Source organism: Brevundimonas sp. NPDC007368 (assembly GCF_042869015.1).
Lineage (GTDB): Bacteria > Pseudomonadota > Alphaproteobacteria > Caulobacterales > Caulobacteraceae > Brevundimonas.
Window position 1 is genome coordinate 243,418 of sequence record NZ_JBIAFA010000006.1, and the last position, 17,176, is coordinate 260,593.

Below are 17,176 nucleotides of genomic sequence, written 5' to 3' on the forward strand. Positions count from 1 at the left end.
AGCCCCGCTTGCGGCCCCGTTCGTCGCCGCGTCGGCCCAAGTCGGGCTGGCGTCAGGCGTTGGGCGGACGGTCGCATCGGCAGGGCCACGGCGCCGAATGGATCGCCGCCCTTTGGCTGATGCTCAAGGGGTATCAGATTCTGGCCTTTCGCCTGAAGGGTCGGGGCGGCGAGATCGACATCCTGGCCAGACGCGGCCGCACCCTGGCGGTGGTCGAGGTCAAGCGGCGGCAAACCATTGAAGCAGCGATTTTGTCCCTGGGGCCGGAGCAGCATGATCGACTGGCTTCGGCCGGCGCGGCCGTGGCCCGCAGCCGACCCTCGTTGCAGGGGCTGAACCTGCGGATTGATATGGTGGCGCTGGCTCCCGGACGATTTCCGCGTCATCTTCGCGGGGTGATCTCGACAGGAGCGGACATCCGGTGACCCGGGACGAGGCGGAAACCATTCTGACCCAGGCGGGAAGCGCCGGGGACGAGGGCTTTCCCCTGCTCGACTGCGCCATCGCCTGCGCCATCCACGACTATCCCTTCCGCGACCCGGAGGCGGTGCGACTGCTGGCGGATCAGGCCGCGCAAAGGGTCAGAGAGCGCGCCGCCCACGAAAGTCCCGACGACGCCCTGGCCGAGACCATGGCCGCAGACCTGCGGCTGAACGGCGACTTGCTGAGCTACGACCATCCCGGCAACACCGACATCATCGACGTGGCCGAACGGCGGCGCGGCCTGTCGGCGGCCCTGGTGATATTCTACCTCGACGCGGCGCGACGTGCCGGACTGAAGGCGGCGGCGGTGGACTTCCCCGGCCACGTCCTTTTGCGGGTCGAGACGCCCGACGGGCCTGTGGCGCTGGACCCTTTCAGTCAGGGCCGCCTGGTTTTGCCCAGCGAACTGACGCGGCGCGCCCTTCTGGCGGGGTTGACGCCGCACGTCGCCGACCGGCTGGACCTGCTGATGGCGCCGGTCAGCGACCGCCAGGCCCTGATCCGGCTGCAGAATGTCCTGTTCGCCCGCGCCTTGGTGGTCGAGGACTATGAGGGCGCCGAGCGCTCAGCCCTGCGTCGCGCCCTGCTGGCCCCCGAAGATCACCGCCCCTGGCTGGACGTCGCCGCCGCGCGCGAGAAGCAGGGGGCCCTGACCGGGGCCCTGCAGGCCCTGTCGCGCGCCCGCGCCGTCGACGGCCCCGCCGACGCTCACCGCGCCAGCATGGATCGGGTGCGGATGCGCCTGAACTGAAGCCTTGCGGCGCGTGCTCGGCGCCATCAAGTAGGAGCTTGAGCGTCACAGGCGGCGCTCAAGCCGCGAGCGTCCGCGACGCGAGCATAGCGAACTAAAACTAGCTCAAACAGCAAGCGCCCGCAGCGCGAGCGATAGCGCCCTCTTCTACCAAGGACTCCCCGCCCATGCTGAAAGTCGCCATCCAGATGGATCCGCTCGAGGCGGTGAACGTCGAGTCCGACACCACCTTCCTGATGGCCCTGTCGGGCCAGGCGCGCGGACACAGGCTGTGGGTCTATGACTTCCGCACCCTGGCGCTGGACGAGGGCCGTCTGTTCTGCCGCGCCCGTCCGGTGACGGTGAACATGGTGCAGGGCGAGCACGCCGACTTCGGCCCCGAGGTGGTTCTTGATCTGGCCGAGGACGTGGACGTCATCCTGATGCGTCAGGACCCGCCTTTCGACATGGCCTATGTCACCGCCACCTATCTGCTGGAACGGGTCCATCCCAAGACCCTGGTGGTCAACAATCCGGCCGAGGTCCGCTCGGCGCCCGAGAAGCTGATCGCCACCCTCTTCCCCGGCCTGCAGCCGCCGACCCTGGTGTCGTCGGACCCGGTCGCCCTGGTCGACTTCCACCGCCGTCACGGCGACGTGGTGCTCAAGCCCCTGCACGGCGCCGCCGGTTCGGGCGTGGTGCGGCTCAAGGCCGACGACCCGAACCTGGAAGCCCTGATCGAGATTCACGCCGCCGGGTCGCGCGACCCTCTGGTGATCCAGAAATTCATTCCCGCCGTGTCCAAGGGCGACAAGCGCATCATCCTGATCGACGGCGAGGCGGTCGGCGCCATCAACCGCATTCCGGCCAAGGATCAGGTGCGCTCCAACCTGCGCGTCGGCGGCACGGCGGCCCCGGTCGAGCTGACCCCGCGCGACCTGGAAATCTGCGCCGCCATCGGTCCTTACCTGAAGGAGCGCGGCCTGATCTTCGTCGGCATCGACGTGATCGGCGACTATCTGACGGAGATCAACGTCACCTCGCCCACCGGCGCCCAGCAGCTACTGAAGTTCAGCGGCGTCGATGCCACGGCCCTGATGTGGGACGTGATTGAGAAGAAGAAGCGCGAGGCGATCTAAGCGCCACATCGCGTAACGACGCTCTTGCAGTTCGTCCAGGTTCGTGATTTGTTCTCTTCCGGTCAGCGGGAGGGAGCCCATGGTCGCGCGGGTGGTGACGGTCGCCTTCGACGGGGTCGAGGCGCGTCGGGTCGATGTCGAGGTGCAGCAGGTGGCGACGCCCGCCGGGGCCTTCGCCATCGTCGGCCTGCCGGACAAGGCGGTGGCCGAGAGCCGCGAACGGGTGCGCGGGGCCTTTGCGGGCATCGGCCTGGCCCTGCCGCCCAAGAAGGTCATCGCCAACCTGGCGCCCGCCGACCTGCCCAAGGAGGGCAGCCATTTCGACCTGCCCATCGCCCTGGCGCTTCTGGCCTCCATGGGGGTGATCGCGCCTGACGCCCTTGATGGGTGGGCGGCGGTCGGCGAACTGGGGCTGGACGGTCAGATCGCGGCCGTGGGCGGCACGCTTCCGGCGGCCATGGCCGTTGGGGCCATGGGATTGGGCCTCATCTGTCCTGAGGCCAATGGACCCGAAGCCGCCTGGGCAGGCGAGACCGCCATCCTGGCGCCCCGATCCCTGATCGGCCTGATCAATCATTTCCGAGGCACGCAGGTGTTGCGCGCGCCTGAGCCGGGTCCGGTGACGGCGGGCGGGGCAATACCCGACTTGCGCGAGGTCAAGGGTCAGGAAAGCGCCAAGCGAGCGCTGGAGATCGCGGCGGCGGGGGGGCACAATCTTTTGTTCATCGGCCCGCCGGGGTCGGGCAAGTCGATGATGGCCCAGCGTCTGCCGGGCCTCCTGCCGCCGCTGACGCCGCAGGAACTGCTGGAGACCTCGATGGTCTGGTCCGTGGCGGGTCTGATCCAGCGCGGGGCTCTGACCCGCGACCGGCCCTTTCGTTCTCCGCACCACTCCGCCTCCATGGCCGCCCTGACCGGCGGCGGTCTGCGGGCCAAGCCGGGCGAGGCCTCGCTGGCCCACAATGGCGTGCTCTTCCTGGATGAACTGCCGGAATATTCGGCCCAGGCGCTCGACAGCTTGCGGCAACCGCTGGAGACGGGCGAGATCGTGGTGGCGCGCGCCAACGCCCATGTCCGCTATCCGGCCCGCTTCCAGCTGGTGGCGGCGATGAACCCCTGCCGCTGCGGTCTCGGCGGCGTCGGGCGCGGGGCCTGCGGCAAGGCCCCGCGTTGCCAGAGGGACTATCAGAACCGCATCTCGGGCCCGATGTTCGATCGTATCGACCTGACGGTCGAGACGCCGCCGGTGACCGCCGCCGACATGGCCCTGCCCGCGCCCGCCGAGGGCACCGCCGAGGCCGCCGCTCGCGTGGCGACGGCTCGCGCCCAGCAGGAGGAACGCGTCCGTGCGGCGGGCTTTGACCCCGACAAGGCGCGCGATCAGGCGATCAACGCCCGCGCCTCGGGCGAGACCCTGGACCGCTTCGCCGCGCCCGACGATGCGGGCCGGGCCCTGCTGATGCGGGCGGGCGAGGCCGGGGGGCTGACGGCGCATGGCTGGACCCGGACTCTCCGACTGGCGCGCACCATCGCCGACCTGGACGGTTCGACCGGGGTGCTGCGTCGCCACGTCGCCGAGGCCCTGATGTACCGCCGCACCACGGTCGGGGCCCAAGGCGATTTCGACCGTCAGACCGCGCATCGAACCGAGACGACCGCCTTCTGAAGTTTGAAATCCTCGTTCGGCCACGCTTAACCCTTGGGCGTTAGGGTCGCCGTCATGGGACAGGCACGCAGAACGCACGCACCGACCGAGATCACGCCCGCCGCCCCCCCCGGAGGGCCCTCGGACGCGCCGGAACAGCAATTCCTGCGTCTGATGAGCCATGAGATGCGCACGCCCCTGAACGGGGTGATCGGGATGCTGGGCCTGTTGTCGCGGACCAAACTGGACGGCGCCCAACGCGCCTACGCCGAGGCGGCGCAGAAGTCGGCCGAGCACCTGCTGGGTTTGGTCAACGACCTGCTGGACTTCGCCCGCCTTGAGGCGGGCGCGCTGGAGTTCGACGCCTCGCCGGTCGATCTGGAAGGCCTGACGCGCGGCGTGGCCGAACTGCTCAGCCCCAGGGCCCACGACAAGGGGCTGGAGCTCGTCTGGTCCGTCGCCGCCGATGCGCCCGATGTGATCGCCGACGAGGGGCGCCTGCGGCAGGTCCTGTTCAATCTGGCCGGCAACGCCGTGAAATTCACCGACCGGGGCGGGGTCCGCCTGACGGTCGAGCGCGCGGGCGGAACCGCCGCCCGTCCACGTCTGGCCTTCGTCGTCGATGACACCGGCCCGGGCGTGCCCGAAGAGGCGCGCGGTCGCATCTTCGACGAGTTCGGCCACGCCGACGCCTCGGACGCCGCCCGCTTCGACGGCGCAGGTCTCGGCCTGGCGGTGGTCCGGCGCCTGGCCCAGGCCATGGGCGGCACGGTCGCCGTGAGCGACAGGCCTGACGGACCCGGCGCCCGCTTCCGCTTCGAGGCCCCCTTCGCCGTGGCGGCCGGCGCTGCGCCTCGCCCCCGTCCTCTGGACGGCGTGGCGGTGGCGGTGCGCAGCCCCGACCCCTTCGTGCGCCAGGCGGCGACGGCCCAGATCGAAGCTTCGGGCGGGCGAGTCGCGCGGCAGGCGGGCGTGACCCTGATCGACCACGCCATGGCTGAGGACGGCGCCCTGATGGTCAAGCCGTCGCAGGGCGAGGCCATCATCCTGCTGAAAGCCGGCGAACGCGATCTGATCGACCGCTACCGGGCGGCGGGCTTCCACGGCTATCTGATCAAGCCGCTGCGTCGGGCCTCGCTGGCCGAGCGCGTGTTGGCGGCGGCGGGTCGCCGCAAGGGCCTGGCGGCTCCCACGGCGCGCGCCCAGGATGACGATCGCGTCACGCCCGTCGCCTTCAAAGGGCTGCGCGTCCTGCTCGTCGAGGACAATCCGGTCGGCGCCCTTCTGGCCAAGACCCTGCTGCGCCGCGAGGGCTGCGTGGTCCAGACGGCGGCTGACGGCCACGAGGCCTTGCTGACGCTGAAGGAAGCCCGCTTCGACCTGATCTTCATGGACATGCGGATGCCGCGCATGGACGGTCCGGCGGCGGCGCGGGCGCTGCGCGAACGCGGCGAGCGCACGCCGATCGTGGCCCTGACCGCCAATGCCTTCGCCGAGGACCGCATCGCCTGTCTGGAAGCGGGCATGAACGACCATCTGACCAAGCCGCTGGAGGCCGACGCCCTGCGCGCCGCCCTGACCCGCTGGACGAACGTCGGCAACCGCGCCAAGGTCGGCGCCCAGTAACCACGACCGCCCGTGTCCGGCGGCGTCCGCCGGAGACCCGCATGACCGATACGAAGACGCCCGCTTCCGAGGTCGCGGCCCTGCACCCGTCGCCGAAAGGTCTGGGCGTGTTGAAGGCGGCGTTTCGTGAGCGCCGCACCCTGGCCATGCTGCTTCTGGGCTTCTCCGCCGGTCTGCCCTTCGCCATGCTGTTCGGCACCCTGAACGCCTGGCTGTCGGACGCGGGCGTTTCGGTGGCCACGATCGGCGTCCTGTCCTGGGTGGGTCTGTTCGGAGCGTTCAAGTTTCTGTGGTCGCCCTCGGTCGGCCTGACCCCGCCGATCATCGGCAAGATGGGACGGCGCCGGTCCTGGCTGATCCTGTGCCAGGTCGTTCTGGTCGGCGCCCTTTTGACCATCGCCCTGTCGCACCCGGGCACGGGCGCGATCGCCATGTTGGCGGGGGCGGCGGCGTTGGGCGCCTTCGCCTCGGCGACCCAAGACATCGTCATCGACACCTGGAGGATCGAGGTCGCTGACGAGCGCGTGCCGGTCGATCTGTTGTCCACCGTCTATCAGCTGGGTTTCCGCACGGCGGCGCTTGTGGGCGGCGCGGGCGCCCTGGTGCTGGCCGATCATCTCGGCTGGTCCTCGACCTTCGTCATCGGCGCAGGCCTGATGGGCCTGGGCCTGCTGGGGACCCTGATCGCGCCCGAGCCCAAGCCGGCGCCGAAACAGGCCATCGCCCGCGAGCGCATCGGCTCGCCGCGCCTGCGCATGACGGCTCTGGTCGTCACTCTGGCCGCCTGGGTCTGGGCGGCCTTCATGCTGATCCGCTTCATGGTCACTGCGCTGAGCGTCACGCCGGCGCCGAGCGCGGGCGAATTCACCGCCACCTGGGGACCATGGATCGTCGGCGGGGCCGTCATCCTGCCCGCCCTTCTGGCCGGACTGATCGTCTGGCGCGGCGGCAAGACCGGGCCGGCGCCCGTCGAGCGCGACGCTCCGGCTCTGCTGAATACCCTCTATGACGCCATCCTCGCGCCCCTGGTCGAGCTGATGGGGCGTCTGGGCTGGGGCGCGGTCATCGTTCTGGGCCTGATCCTGACCTACCGTATCACCGACGGGGTCTGGGGCCCGTTCGCCTTCCCCTTCTACATGGGTGACACCGGCGGGGCGCTGGGCCACACCAAGACCGAGATCGCCCTGGCGTCCAAGACCTTCGGCGTGGTCATGACCATCCTGGGCATCGGCCTGGGCGGCTGGGCGCTTCTGGTCATCGGGCGGATGGCCAGCCTGCTGCTGGGCGCGGTGCTGTCGGCCGCCACCAACCTGCTGATGATGGACCTGGCGCTCGGCGCGCCTTTCATCCACGGCTTCATGCAGGTCAGCGGCCTTTACAAGCTTTTCGGCCTGTTCCACCTGGGCGAACCGATGGCGCGGCTGATGCTGGCCATCGCGGGCGAGAACATCGCCGGCGGCTTCGCGGGCGCCGCCTTCGTCGCCTATCTGTCGGCCCTTTCCAACAAGATGTTCGGCGCGGTCCAGTTCGCCGTCTTCACCTCCCTGGCCTTGCTGATCGGCACCTTGGGGCGCGGGGCCCTGGGCGAACTGATCGAGCGTCAGGGCTACGCCGCCATGTTCGTGGTGGCCGCCTGGCTGGGCCTGATCGCGGTGGTCTTCTGCGCCGCCGAGTGGGTGCGCCAGACCTTTGAACTGCGCCGCCTGAAGCGCGAAGCCTGAAGCCCAAACGCAAAGAGGCGGCCCGAAGGCCGCCTCTCGACGTTCCAGCGATGGAAAGCGATCAGTCCTCGACCTCGGCGCCCTCGGCGTAGGCGGCGAAGGTGGCGGCGGTGATGATCTCGCTGACCGAGGCGCCCAGCGGGACGATCTGCACCGACTTCTCCAGACCGACCAGCAGCGGGCCGATCACCGTGGCGCCGCCCAGCGACTGCACCAGACGGGTCGAGATGGCCGCCGAGTGGATGGCCGGCATGACCAGGACATTGGCGTCGCCGGTCAGGCGCATGAAGGGATAGTTGGCGCGGGCTTCGGGGTTCAGCGCCAGCTCGGGCGGCATTTCGCCTTCGTATTCGAAATCGACGTCCATGGCGTCCAGGATGCGAATGGCCTCGCGCACCTTCTCGCCGCGATCGCCGGGCGGATCGCCGAAGGTCGAGTAGCTGAGGAAGGCGACGCGCGGCTTGCGGCCCAGCTTCTTGACTGTGGCGGCGGCCTTGACGGCGATCTCGGCCAGTTCGGCGGCGTTGGGCAGTTCGTGGATCGAGGTGTCGGCCACGAACAGGGTGCGGCCCTTGGCCAGCAGGATCGACAGGCCTATCATGCGGTCCTTGACGTCAAGGACCCGGCGGACCTCCTTCAGGGCCATGTTGAAGTTGCGGGTCACGCCGGTGACCATGCAGTCGGCCTGGCCGCGCGCGATCATGGCGGCGCCGAAGTAGTTGCGGTCCTGGTTGATCATCCGCTGCACGTCGCGGCGCAGATAGCCCCGGCGCTGCAGGCGGTTGTAAAGCCACTCGACGTATTCGGCGTTCCGCTCCGAGACGCGGGCGTTCATCACCTCGATGCCCAGGTCGTCGAAATTCAGGCCCGCCTCGGCGGCGTTCTGACGGATCAGGTCCTCGCGACCGACCAGGATGGGCGTGCCCAGGTCGCCCTGCTTGAAGGCCCAGGCGGCGCGGATGACCGACTGCTCCTCGCCCTCGGCGAAGACGACGCGCTGCTTGGGTCCCGAGCGCACGGCCGAGGAGATCTTCTGCATCAGGGCGGCGGAGGGATCGACCCGCTGACGCAGGGCGATACGATAGGCCTCCATGTCCTCGATCGGCTTGCGGGCCACGCCGGTGTCCATCGCCGTCTGGGCGATGAAGGGCGGAATGTACCAGATCAGACGCGGATCGAACGGGGTCGGGATGATGTATTCCGGGCCGAACTTCAGCTTGCGGCCGCGATAGGCGGCGGCCACCTCGTCCGGCACGTCCTCGCGGGCCAGCGCGGCCAGGGCGTGGGCGCAGGCGATCTTCATCTCGTGGTTGATCTGACGCGCGCGCACATCCAGGGCGCCGCGGAACAGATAGGGGAAGGCCAGGACGTTGTTGACCTGGTTCACATAGTCCGAGCGGCCGGTGGCGATGATGGCGTCCGACCGCACCGACTTGACGTCTTCCGGGGTGATTTCCGGGTCGGGGTTGGCCATGGCGAAGATGATCGGATTGGGCGCCATGGAGGCGACCATCTCCTTGCTGATCGCGCCCTTGGCCGACAGGCCCAGCACCACGTCGGCGCCGACCATGGCTTCGGCCAGGGTGCGCAGGGGCGTGTCGGTGGCGTGGGCCGCCTGCCATTGCGAGACGTTGTCCCGGCCCTTGTAGATGACGCCCTGACGGTCGCAGATGACGGTGTTCTCGGCCTTGACGCCGGCGGCCTTCATCAGGGCGATGGACGACAGGCCCGCGGCCCCGGCGCCCGACAGGACGACCTTGAGGTCTTCCAGCTTCTTGCCGACGATATGGGCGGCGTTGATCAGGCCGGCGGTCGAGATGATGGCCGTGCCGTGCTGGTCGTCGTGGAAGACCGGGATGTCCAGCAGGTCCTGCAGCTGGGCCTCGATCTCGAAGCATTCCGGGGACTTGATGTCCTCAAGGTTGATGCCGCCCCAGGTGTCGCCGATGTTCTTGACCACGGTGACGAACTCGTCGGGGTCGGTGGTCTTCACCTCGACGTCGAAGCTGTCGACGTCGGCGAAGCGTTTGAACAGGACCGACTTGCCCTCCATCACCGGCTTGGAGGCCATGTGACCGAGGTTGCCCAGGCCCAGGATGGCGGTGCCGTTCGAAATGACCGCGACCATATTGCCCTTGGACGTATAGTCGTAGGCCTTATCCACGTCCTCGGCGATGGCCAGGACCGGCACGGCCACGCCCGGCGAATAGGCCAGCGACAGGTCGCGCTGGGTCGCCATCGGCTTGGTCGGGGCCATGGAGATCTTGCCCGGGGTCGGCGCGCTGTGGAACTCCAGGGCGTCGTCGTCGGAGAAGGTCTGTTTGTCGGTCAATTCGGGCATTTCGATCTCGGGAAGGGCAGGCGCCTCTCGTTCCTAGATCGTGGGACGGGTGGGGACAACCGTTGACGCAACGTCAGGCGGCGGATTGCTGAGCTTTATGACAAGAGCCCGGTGCGCTCGATCTCGACCGGGCCGGTCATGAAGACGTGATCGGTGGCTTCGTCCCAGTCGATGATCAGCTCGCCGCCGTCGACGATCACGGTCGCCTTGCGAGCGGTCAGGCCGCGCCGGGCGGTGGCCACCAGGGCCGCGCAGGCGCCGGTGCCGCAGGCCAGGGTCAGACCCGCCCCGCGCTCCCACACCCGCAGACGGATATGATCGTGGTCTATGACCTTGGCGAAGCCGACATTGACGCCCTCGGGGAAGAGCGGGTGATGCTCGACCAGGGAGCCCGAGCCGCGCACGAAGGCGTCGTCCTGCTGATCGGTGAAGAAGACCACGTGGGGATTGCCCATCGAGACCGCGCCCGGCGTGTGCAGCAGGGGGGCGTCGATCGGCCCGACCTGCAGCTCGATGCCGCGCGTGTCCATCTCCTCGGCGAGCGGCACCTGGGACCAGTCGAGACGGGGGTGACCCATGTCTACGGTCACCAGATGATCCCCCGCCCGACGCGCCGTCGTCGGCCCGCCGAGGGTGTCGATGATCACCTGTTCCTTGCCGGTCGCTTCGAGCAGCAGCCAGCCGACGCAGCGCAGGGCGTTGCCGCAGGTCTCGACCATCGAGCCGTCGGCGTTCCAGACGCGCATGAAGGCGTCGGCGGTCTCGGACGGCTCGACGCCGATCAACTGGTCGAAGCCGCCCAGACCCGCCGCCGGGTCCGCCAGGGCGCGCACCTGTTCCTCGGTCGGGTGGAAGCCTTCCTCGAAGGCCTGGACGACGATGAAGGCGTTTCCGGCGCCGTTCATGCGGATATAGGGGCGAGCAGCCTGGGTCATGTCCGCCTTCATATAGGATTTTTCGCCGGTTCATGTATCGCTGGCGACGATGGCGTCAGAGCACAGCGAAACCGGCAAATCCGAAGGTCTGCGGCTGAGGGCGCGGCTGCGCTACCTCTATCACGGCTCCCAGCCGGCGGCGGTGAAGTTCCGCCTGATGGTCATCGTCATCGACCTGGCCATCATCGCCTTCTTCCTGGCCACGCCGATCCTCAAGGAGGCGGGCTGGGTCTTCTATGTGATGGACTATCTGATCGCCGCCGTTCTGGGGCTGGATCTGGCGGCGCGGGCCTATGCCTATTCCGACATCCGCGACTGGCTGAAACGGCCGATCGTCTGGGTCGATCTGTTCGTGCTGGCGACCCTGCTGTTCCCGGTCTGGCTGGCCAACCTCGGCTTCCTGAGGCTGCTGCGGCTGTGGAGCCTGCTGAACAGCGACCTGTTCTGGCGCACCATCGGCCGCCGCTTCGACGACACGCGGGTCGAGGAAATCACACGGGCCCTGGCCGCTCTGATCACCTTCGTCTTCGTCGTGACCGGCTTCGTCTATGCCTATTTCCGGGGCAAGGCCGAGCACATCAACGGCTATCTGGACGCCCTCTATTTCACCGTCGCCACCCTGACGACGACGGGGTTCGGCGACATCACCCTGCCGGGCAACTGGGGCCGGGTCATCTCGATCATCGTCATGCTGGTGGGCATCACCCTCTTCATCCGCCTGGCCCAGACCCTGATCCGGCCGCACAAGGTCAAGTTCCCCTGCCCGACCTGCGGTCTGCAGAAGCACGATCCCGACGCCGTCCACTGCAAGGCCTGCGGCCAGATCCTGTGCATCCCGGATGAGGGCGATTGACGCCCGTTCCGTCGTCGCTGCGACGAAAGATGACAGGCTTGTAAGATTTCCGCCGCTTGCCGCAGTCCTCGTGTCTCGCCAAGGTGCCGCCCAATTTCTGTTGGGGAATGAAAACATGATCCGCACTCTGGCGTCCGCCGCCGCCCTTCTTCTCGCCGCCGGAGCCGCTCCCGTCGCCATGGCCCATTCGACCGACACGCCCGCCGCCGCCTCCACGCCGGGCTTCGCGACCAGCGATGCGACCGATCCCTACATCTGGCTGGAAGAGGTCGAGGGCGAGCGCGCCATGGCCTGGGTCAAGACCCACAACGAGCATTCCCTCGGCACGCTGCAGGGCGACCCGCGCTACGAGGCCCTGCACCAGCAGGCGCTGGACATCGTGCAGTCGCGCGACCGCATTCCCTCGCCCGGCTTCACCCACGACGGCCACATCGACAACTTCTGGCAGGACGCGACGCATGTGCGCGGCATCTGGCGTCGCACGACGCTGGACAGCTACCGCACCGCGACGCCGACCTGGGAGACCATCCTCGACATCGACGCCCTGTCGGCCGCCGAGGGCGCCAACTGGGTCTACAAGGGCGCCAGCTGCCTGCCGCCCGAAGAGCGTTACTGCCTGGTCTCCCTGTCGAACGGCGGCAAGGACGCGGTCACCATCCGCGAGTTCGACAGCGTGACGAAGACCTTCGTCGAGGGCGGCATCAGCCTGCCGGAATCCAAGGGCGGCGCCAGCTGGATCGACAAGGACACCCTGCTGATCTCGCGCGATTTCGGCGAGGGATCGCTGACGGATTCGGGCTATCCGCGCACCGTGCGCCTGCTGAAGCGCGGCCAGAGCGTCGATCAGGCGGTCGAGGTCTTCGCCGGGCAGAAGACCGACGTCTCGGTCTCGGGCTACACCCTGCGCGACGCCGACGGCGCGGTGCAGGCCGTGTTGCTGAACCGGGGGATCAACTTCTATGAAAGCGAAACCTGGCGCCTGAACGCCGACGGCTCGACGACGAAGCTGGAGCTGCCGCTCAAGGGCAATATCAACGCCCTGGTCGCCGGCCAGATGGTGGTGACGACGGATCAGGACTGGACCGCGCCCTCGGGGCAGGAATTCAAGACCGGCGACGTCATCGCCTGGAACCTGAAGGCCTGGCTGGCTGATCCCAAGACCCCGGCGCAACTGATCATCCGTCCCGGCGAGCGCGAGGCCATCGAGGGCATCAGCGCCACCCGCAACACCCTGGTCGTGGCGCTTTATGAAAACGTGCGCGGTTCGGTCTATGTCTACCGTCCGAACCCGTCCGGCGAATGGGCGCGCACCCGTCTGGACCTGCCGCAAAACGTCACCGTCGGCGTCGGTTCGGCCTCGGAGCAGGACGACAAGATCTTCGTCAGCGTCGCCGGCTATCTGAACCCGTCCAGCCTCTATCTGGCGGACGCGGCGACCGGCGCGGTCGCCCTGACCAAGTCCCTGCCCGCCAAGTTCGACGCCACGGGCATGCGGGTGGATCAGTTCGAGGCGCGCAGCGCCGACGGCACGATGATCCCCTATTTCGTCGTCCATAAGGACGCCATGACCATGGACGGCTCGAACCCGACGCTTCTGTATGGCTACGGCGGCTTCCAGTCGTCGCTGCTGCCCGGCTATTCGCCGACGGTCGGCAAGCTGTGGCTGGAGCGCGGCGGCGTCTATGTCATCGCCAATACGCGCGGCGGCGGCGAGTTCGGTCCGAAGTGGCACCAGGCCGCCCAGCAGGAGAACCGTCAGCGCGCCCACGAGGACTTCCAAGCCGTGGCCCAGGACCTGATCACGCGCGGGATCACCTCTCAGCCGCACCTGGGGATCATGGGCGGCTCACAGGGCGGCCTGTTCATGGGGGCCATGCTGACCCAGCGCCCGGACCTCATCAACGCGGCGGTCATCCAGGTGCCCCTGTTCGACATGCTGCGCTTCCACAAGCTGCTGGCCGGGGCCTCGTGGATCGGCGAGTACGGCAACCCTGACATCCCCGAACAGCGCGCCTGGATCGAGGAATACTCGCCCTATCAGCGTCTGGCGGCGGGGCAGCCCTACCCCGAGGTCTTCATCCACACCTCGACCAAGGACGACCGCGTCCACCCCGGCCACGCCCGCAAGGCGGCGGCGCGGATGGAGGAGCTGGGCTACCCGGTCCTCTTCTATGAAAACACCGACGGCGGCCACGCGGCCGGCGCCAACCTGCGCGAAACGGCCCGCCGCATCGCGCTGGAATACACCTATCTGACGCGCCGCCTGATGGACGAACCGGCGCAGCGGTAGTCGGCTCAATCCTCCCCTGTGAGCCTTGGCGAACGGGGGAGGGGGACCACGAAGTGGTGGAGGGGGCGACCCCGAACGCCGAGGTTGGTTCCGCCCCCTCCACCGCCTGGCGGCGGTCCCCCTCCCCCGCTGACGCAGGGGAGGATTTCGAAAGCGGAGTTTAACTTCATGAAGTCCCTGTTCCTGTCCGCCGCCCTGCCGGTGCTGATCCTCGCCGCCGGGCCGGCCCTGGCCGAGAGCGCGCCGGTCGATCCCGCCGCCGCCTCTGCGACCAATCCGCCGCCTCACTTCCCGCGCGACCTGACGCCCGAGGGGGTCAAGGCCGTCGACGATCATCTGGCGCTGGAAGAGGTGGACGGGGCCGAGGCCCGCGCCTTCGTCGCCGCCTCGAATGAGAAGGCCTTGGCCGCCCTGACCGGCGACCGCCGCTACGAACCCTTCCGTCAGCAGGCCGAGGCCATCCTGACGGCGACCGACCGCATCCCCGGCGTCAGCTTCCTGGGCGAGGGCCTGGGCAATTTCTGGCAGGACGCCGCCAATCCCAAGGGCGTCTGGCGCCGCACGACCCTGGACAGCTATCGCAGCAACCGGCCCCAGTGGGAGACCCTGCTGGACATCGACGCCCTGGCCAAGGCCGAAGGCCGCGACTGGGTGTTCAAGGGCGCCAACTGCCTGGCCCCCGACGAGACCCGCTGCCTGATCAACCTGTCGGACGGCGGCAAGGACGCCGTGACCGTCCGCGAGTTCGACCTGACCACCAAGACCTTCGTCGAGGGCGGCTTCGTCATCCCCGAGGGCAAGCACCGCCTGACCTGGCTGGACCGCGACACCCTGCTGATCGCCACCGACTTCGGCCCGGGCACGATGACCGAGTCGGGCTATCCCTTCATCGTCAAATCCCTGAAGCGCGGTCATCCGCTGGGCCATGCGACCGAGGTCTATCGCGGCCAGCAGTCCGACGGCGGCTACGGCGTCTTGCCCATGGTCTTCCGCGACAAGGCCGGGGCGGTCGAGGCCGTGCTGTTCAGCCGCCCGCTGGACACCTTCCGCTCGGAGACGTGGCGGTTCGTGGATGGTCGGACCTATAAGCTCCGCATTCCCGAACGAGTCAGCATTTACGGCATGCTGGATGGGAAGCTGGTGTTCACGCCGGAAGAAGCTTTCAGTCGGGATATTCTGGGATATGGCGGCGGTCCAGCGGGCGCCTTGATGGTGATGGCGCTTGACAGCCTGCATGATCGTCCCGACGGTTCGCGTCCGGTCCCTAGCCACTTTGCAAGCCAAGCTTTTGTTCCGAGCCCTCGGCAGTCCATCGCCGACGTGGCGGTTCTGTCGGATAGGCTGGTTGTAGCGATCAACGACAATGTCAGCGGTCGTCTTTCGGTCCTCACTCCTCAAGGAGAGTTCCCCTGGACCGCGACCAACATCGCGGTCCCCGCCAACACCGCCGTGGGCCTGGGCGATAGCTCGAAGTCCAAGGGTCAGGTCTTCGTCTCGACCCAGGGCTTCCTGACCCCGCCGACCCTCAGCCTGGCGGACGTCTCGACCGCCGCCCTGACCGAGCTGAAGTCGGCCCCGGCCAAGTTCGACGCCTCGACCCATGTGGTCGAGCAGTTCGAGGCGACCTCGACCGACGGGACGAAGATCCCCTACTTCGTCACCCGGCCGAAGACCCTGGCGATGGATGGGACCGGCCCGACCATCCTGTTCGGCTACGGCGGCTTCCAAGCCAGCTTCCCGCCCGCCTACAAGCCGGAGATGGGCAAGCTGTGGCTCGAGAACGGCGGCGTCTTCGTTCAGGCCAACATCCGAGGCGGCGGCGAGTTCGGCCCCGGTTGGCACCAGGCGGCCCTGCGTGAAAACCGCCAGCGCGCCTTTGACGACTTCGCCGCCGTGGCCCGCGATCTGGAGCAGCGCAAGATCACCAGCTCGCGTCACCTTGGCATCTATGGCCGCTCCAACGGCGGAGTCCTGACCTCGGTGTCGATCACCCAGCACCCGGAGCTGTTCAACGCGGCGGTGATCGAAAGCCCGCTGATCGACATGCTGCGCTATCAGGACCTGCCCGCCGGCGCCTCGTGGATCGGCGAGTACGGCGACCCGCGCATCCCCGGCGACGCCGAGTTCATCGCCCGCTACTCGGCCTATCAGCAGCTGCGGCCCGAGGTGAAATACCCGCGCGTCTACATCACCACCAACACGCGCGACGACCGGGTCCACCCCGGCCACGCCCGCAAGTTCGCGGCGCGCCTGGGCGACCAGGGCCACGACCACCTCTATTACGAGGACACGGCGGGCGGTCACTCCAACGACGCCGATCCGGTCGCCAACGCCCGCCGTTGGGCAAGGCATTACGTCTATCTGGCCCAGCAACTGATGGACTGACCCTCGGCGTCATCCCGGAAGCGGCTTCGCCGCTATCCGGGATCGCCCAAGGCGCGGACGTCGGCGTCCTGGGCGGTCCCGGCTCTACGGCCGGGATGACACGCGGCCTCAAGCAGCGCGAAGCGCGATAGGCCAAGGAAGTCTGTGAGGTTTCACCCTTCACGGTTTTATGAGCGGCGCGGGCGGGCCGAGCGGCTAGGATCGTCGGATGACGGCAAAAGGCTTGATCAGGATCGGGGTGATGGCGGCGGCAGGCCTCTGCCTGTTGACCGCCGCCGCCGCACCGCCGCGCGAACGCGACGCTGCGGTCCAGCCGGTGGTGGTCGAGCTGTTCACGGCCCAGGGCTGTTCCGGCTGTCCCGAGGCCAACCGCACTCTGGAGGCGGTGGCGAACGCGCCGGGGGTCATCGCCCTGACCTACGGCGTCGGCTACTGGGACTATCTGGGCTGGTCCGACACCTTCGCCAAGCCGGAGTTCGCCGCCCGCCAGCAGGCCTATCGCCAGGCCTTGAAGCTCAGAAACGTCTCGACGCCCCAGGTGGTGGTCGATGGGCGGCGTCAGCTGTCGGGCGCCCGCTCGCCCGAACTTCAAGCCGCCATCGACGCCGAGGCCGCCGCGCGCCTGCATCCGCCCGAAATCGAGTTCCGCGAGACCGGCGACCGGGTCGGGGTCGGTTCGGGCCGCCCGCCGCGCGGCGGGGCCGAAATCCTGGCCGTCGTCTATCAGCCGGGCCTGCAGACCGTCGAGGTGCGCCAAGGCGACAATCGCGGTCAGGCCGTGCGCCACGTCAATGTGGTGCGCCAGGTGCATCGTCTGGGCGACTGGACCGGCCGCCCCGTCCTTTTCGCCCTTCCGGGCGATTCCTCGTCTGAAGACAACGTCGTAGTTCTGGTCCAGGCCAAGGCCGACCGGCGCATTCTGTCGGCGGCGCGGCGGGCGGAACCGAGGCCCGATTGAACCGCTGACGGAAAGGGTCTAAAGGCCCGCCGCTGTTAATGGGCGCGTCCTCCGCGCGGCCCGGAGGTCA

The 17,176-nt window shown here is 68.5% G+C and carries 12 protein-coding genes; 10 read left to right on the forward strand and 2 right to left on the reverse strand.

The window, feature by feature from the left end:
• Positions 1–8 precede the first annotated feature (8 nt).
• The 6 genes from ACFYLW_RS14645 (at position 9) to ACFYLW_RS14670 (ending at position 7,344) form a co-directional block, all read left to right on the forward strand.
• Positions 9–425, forward strand: coding sequence for a YraN family protein (locus ACFYLW_RS14645; RefSeq protein WP_312063869.1), 417 nt, complete (start codon positions 9–11; stop codon positions 423–425).
• The gene (locus ACFYLW_RS14650) at positions 422–1,234 is read left to right on the forward strand and encodes a transglutaminase family protein (RefSeq protein WP_312063871.1); all 813 of its coding nucleotides are present in this window, start codon (positions 422–424) and stop codon (positions 1,232–1,234) included. Before ACFYLW_RS14645 ends, ACFYLW_RS14650 begins: the two co-directional genes overlap by 4 nt.
• A gap of 167 nt (positions 1,235–1,401) precedes the next feature.
• A complete protein-coding gene (gene gshB / locus ACFYLW_RS14655; protein ID WP_312063872.1) occupies positions 1,402–2,352 on the forward strand; it encodes a glutathione synthase in 951 nt (316 codons plus the stop codon).
• Between the two features lie 79 nt (positions 2,353–2,431).
• On the forward strand, positions 2,432–4,018 hold the full coding sequence (locus tag ACFYLW_RS14660) for a YifB family Mg chelatase-like AAA ATPase (RefSeq protein WP_313471856.1): 1,587 nt from the start codon (positions 2,432–2,434) through the stop codon (positions 4,016–4,018).
• A 54-nt stretch (positions 4,019–4,072) separates the two neighbouring features.
• Positions 4,073–5,623 (forward strand): response regulator, encoded by a 1,551-nt coding sequence (locus ACFYLW_RS14665; RefSeq protein WP_390183201.1) that lies wholly within the window; start codon positions 4,073–4,075, stop codon positions 5,621–5,623.
• Between the two features lie 41 nt (positions 5,624–5,664).
• Positions 5,665–7,344, forward strand: a complete 1,680-nt coding sequence (locus ACFYLW_RS14670; RefSeq protein ID WP_312065119.1) for an AmpG family muropeptide MFS transporter — start codon at positions 5,665–5,667, stop codon at positions 7,342–7,344.
• Positions 7,345–7,405: 61 nt separating this feature from the next.
• On the opposite strand, the gene ACFYLW_RS14675 is transcribed toward ACFYLW_RS14670, so the two are convergent.
• Positions 7,406–9,685 carry an NADP-dependent malic enzyme gene (locus ACFYLW_RS14675; protein WP_312065118.1) on the reverse strand — a complete coding sequence of 760 codons (2,280 nt, stop codon included), beginning with the start codon at positions 9,683–9,685 and terminating at the stop codon, positions 7,406–7,408.
• Positions 9,686–9,780: 95 nt separating this feature from the next.
• A complete protein-coding gene (gene dapF, locus ACFYLW_RS14680) occupies positions 9,781–10,620 on the reverse strand; it encodes a diaminopimelate epimerase (RefSeq protein ID WP_312065117.1) in 840 nt (279 codons plus the stop codon).
• A gap of 49 nt (positions 10,621–10,669) precedes the next feature.
• Here dapF and ACFYLW_RS14685 point away from each other — a divergent pair, with 49 nt between their 5' ends.
• From ACFYLW_RS14685 to ACFYLW_RS14700, 4 genes are all read left to right on the forward strand, one after another.
• A complete protein-coding gene (locus ACFYLW_RS14685) occupies positions 10,670–11,473 on the forward strand; it encodes an ion channel (RefSeq protein WP_312065116.1) in 804 nt (267 codons plus the stop codon).
• A gap of 115 nt (positions 11,474–11,588) precedes the next feature.
• On the forward strand, positions 11,589–13,763 hold the full coding sequence (locus ACFYLW_RS14690; RefSeq protein WP_312065115.1) for a prolyl oligopeptidase family serine peptidase: 2,175 nt from the start codon (positions 11,589–11,591) through the stop codon (positions 13,761–13,763).
• A gap of 168 nt (positions 13,764–13,931) precedes the next feature.
• Positions 13,932–16,148, forward strand: coding sequence for a prolyl oligopeptidase family protein (locus ACFYLW_RS14695; protein WP_390183202.1), 2,217 nt, complete (start codon positions 13,932–13,934; stop codon positions 16,146–16,148).
• A 241-nt stretch (positions 16,149–16,389) separates the two neighbouring features.
• Positions 16,390–17,106: a thioredoxin family protein gene (locus tag ACFYLW_RS14700; RefSeq protein WP_292084918.1), complete on the forward strand. Its 717-nt coding sequence runs from the start codon at positions 16,390–16,392 to the stop codon at positions 17,104–17,106.
• Positions 17,107–17,176 lie beyond the last annotated feature (70 nt).

Bases quoted from the DNA above. Each gene is read 5' to 3' on its own strand.
- gshB (WP_312063872.1), top strand. From the start codon at position 1,402: ATGCTGAAAGTCGCCATCCAGATGGATCCGCTCGAGGCGGTGAACGTC.
- ACFYLW_RS14660 (WP_313471856.1), top strand. From the start codon at position 2,432: ATGGTCGCGCGGGTGGTGACGGTCGCCTTCGACGGGGTCGAGGCGCGT.
- ACFYLW_RS14665 (WP_390183201.1), top strand. From the start codon at position 4,073: ATGGGACAGGCACGCAGAACGCACGCACCGACCGAGATCACGCCCGCC.
- ACFYLW_RS14670 (WP_312065119.1), top strand. From the start codon at position 5,665: ATGACCGATACGAAGACGCCCGCTTCCGAGGTCGCGGCCCTGCACCCG.
- ACFYLW_RS14675 (WP_312065118.1), bottom strand. From the start codon at position 9,685: ATGCCCGAATTGACCGACAAACAGACCTTCTCCGACGACGACGCCCTG.
- dapF (WP_312065117.1), bottom strand. From the start codon at position 10,620: ATGACCCAGGCTGCTCGCCCCTATATCCGCATGAACGGCGCCGGAAAC.
- ACFYLW_RS14685 (WP_312065116.1), top strand. From the start codon at position 10,670: ATGGCGTCAGAGCACAGCGAAACCGGCAAATCCGAAGGTCTGCGGCTG.
- ACFYLW_RS14690 (WP_312065115.1), top strand. From the start codon at position 11,589: ATGATCCGCACTCTGGCGTCCGCCGCCGCCCTTCTTCTCGCCGCCGGA.
- ACFYLW_RS14695 (WP_390183202.1), top strand. From the start codon at position 13,932: ATGAAGTCCCTGTTCCTGTCCGCCGCCCTGCCGGTGCTGATCCTCGCC.
- ACFYLW_RS14700 (WP_292084918.1), top strand. From the start codon at position 16,390: ATGGCGGCGGCAGGCCTCTGCCTGTTGACCGCCGCCGCCGCACCGCCG.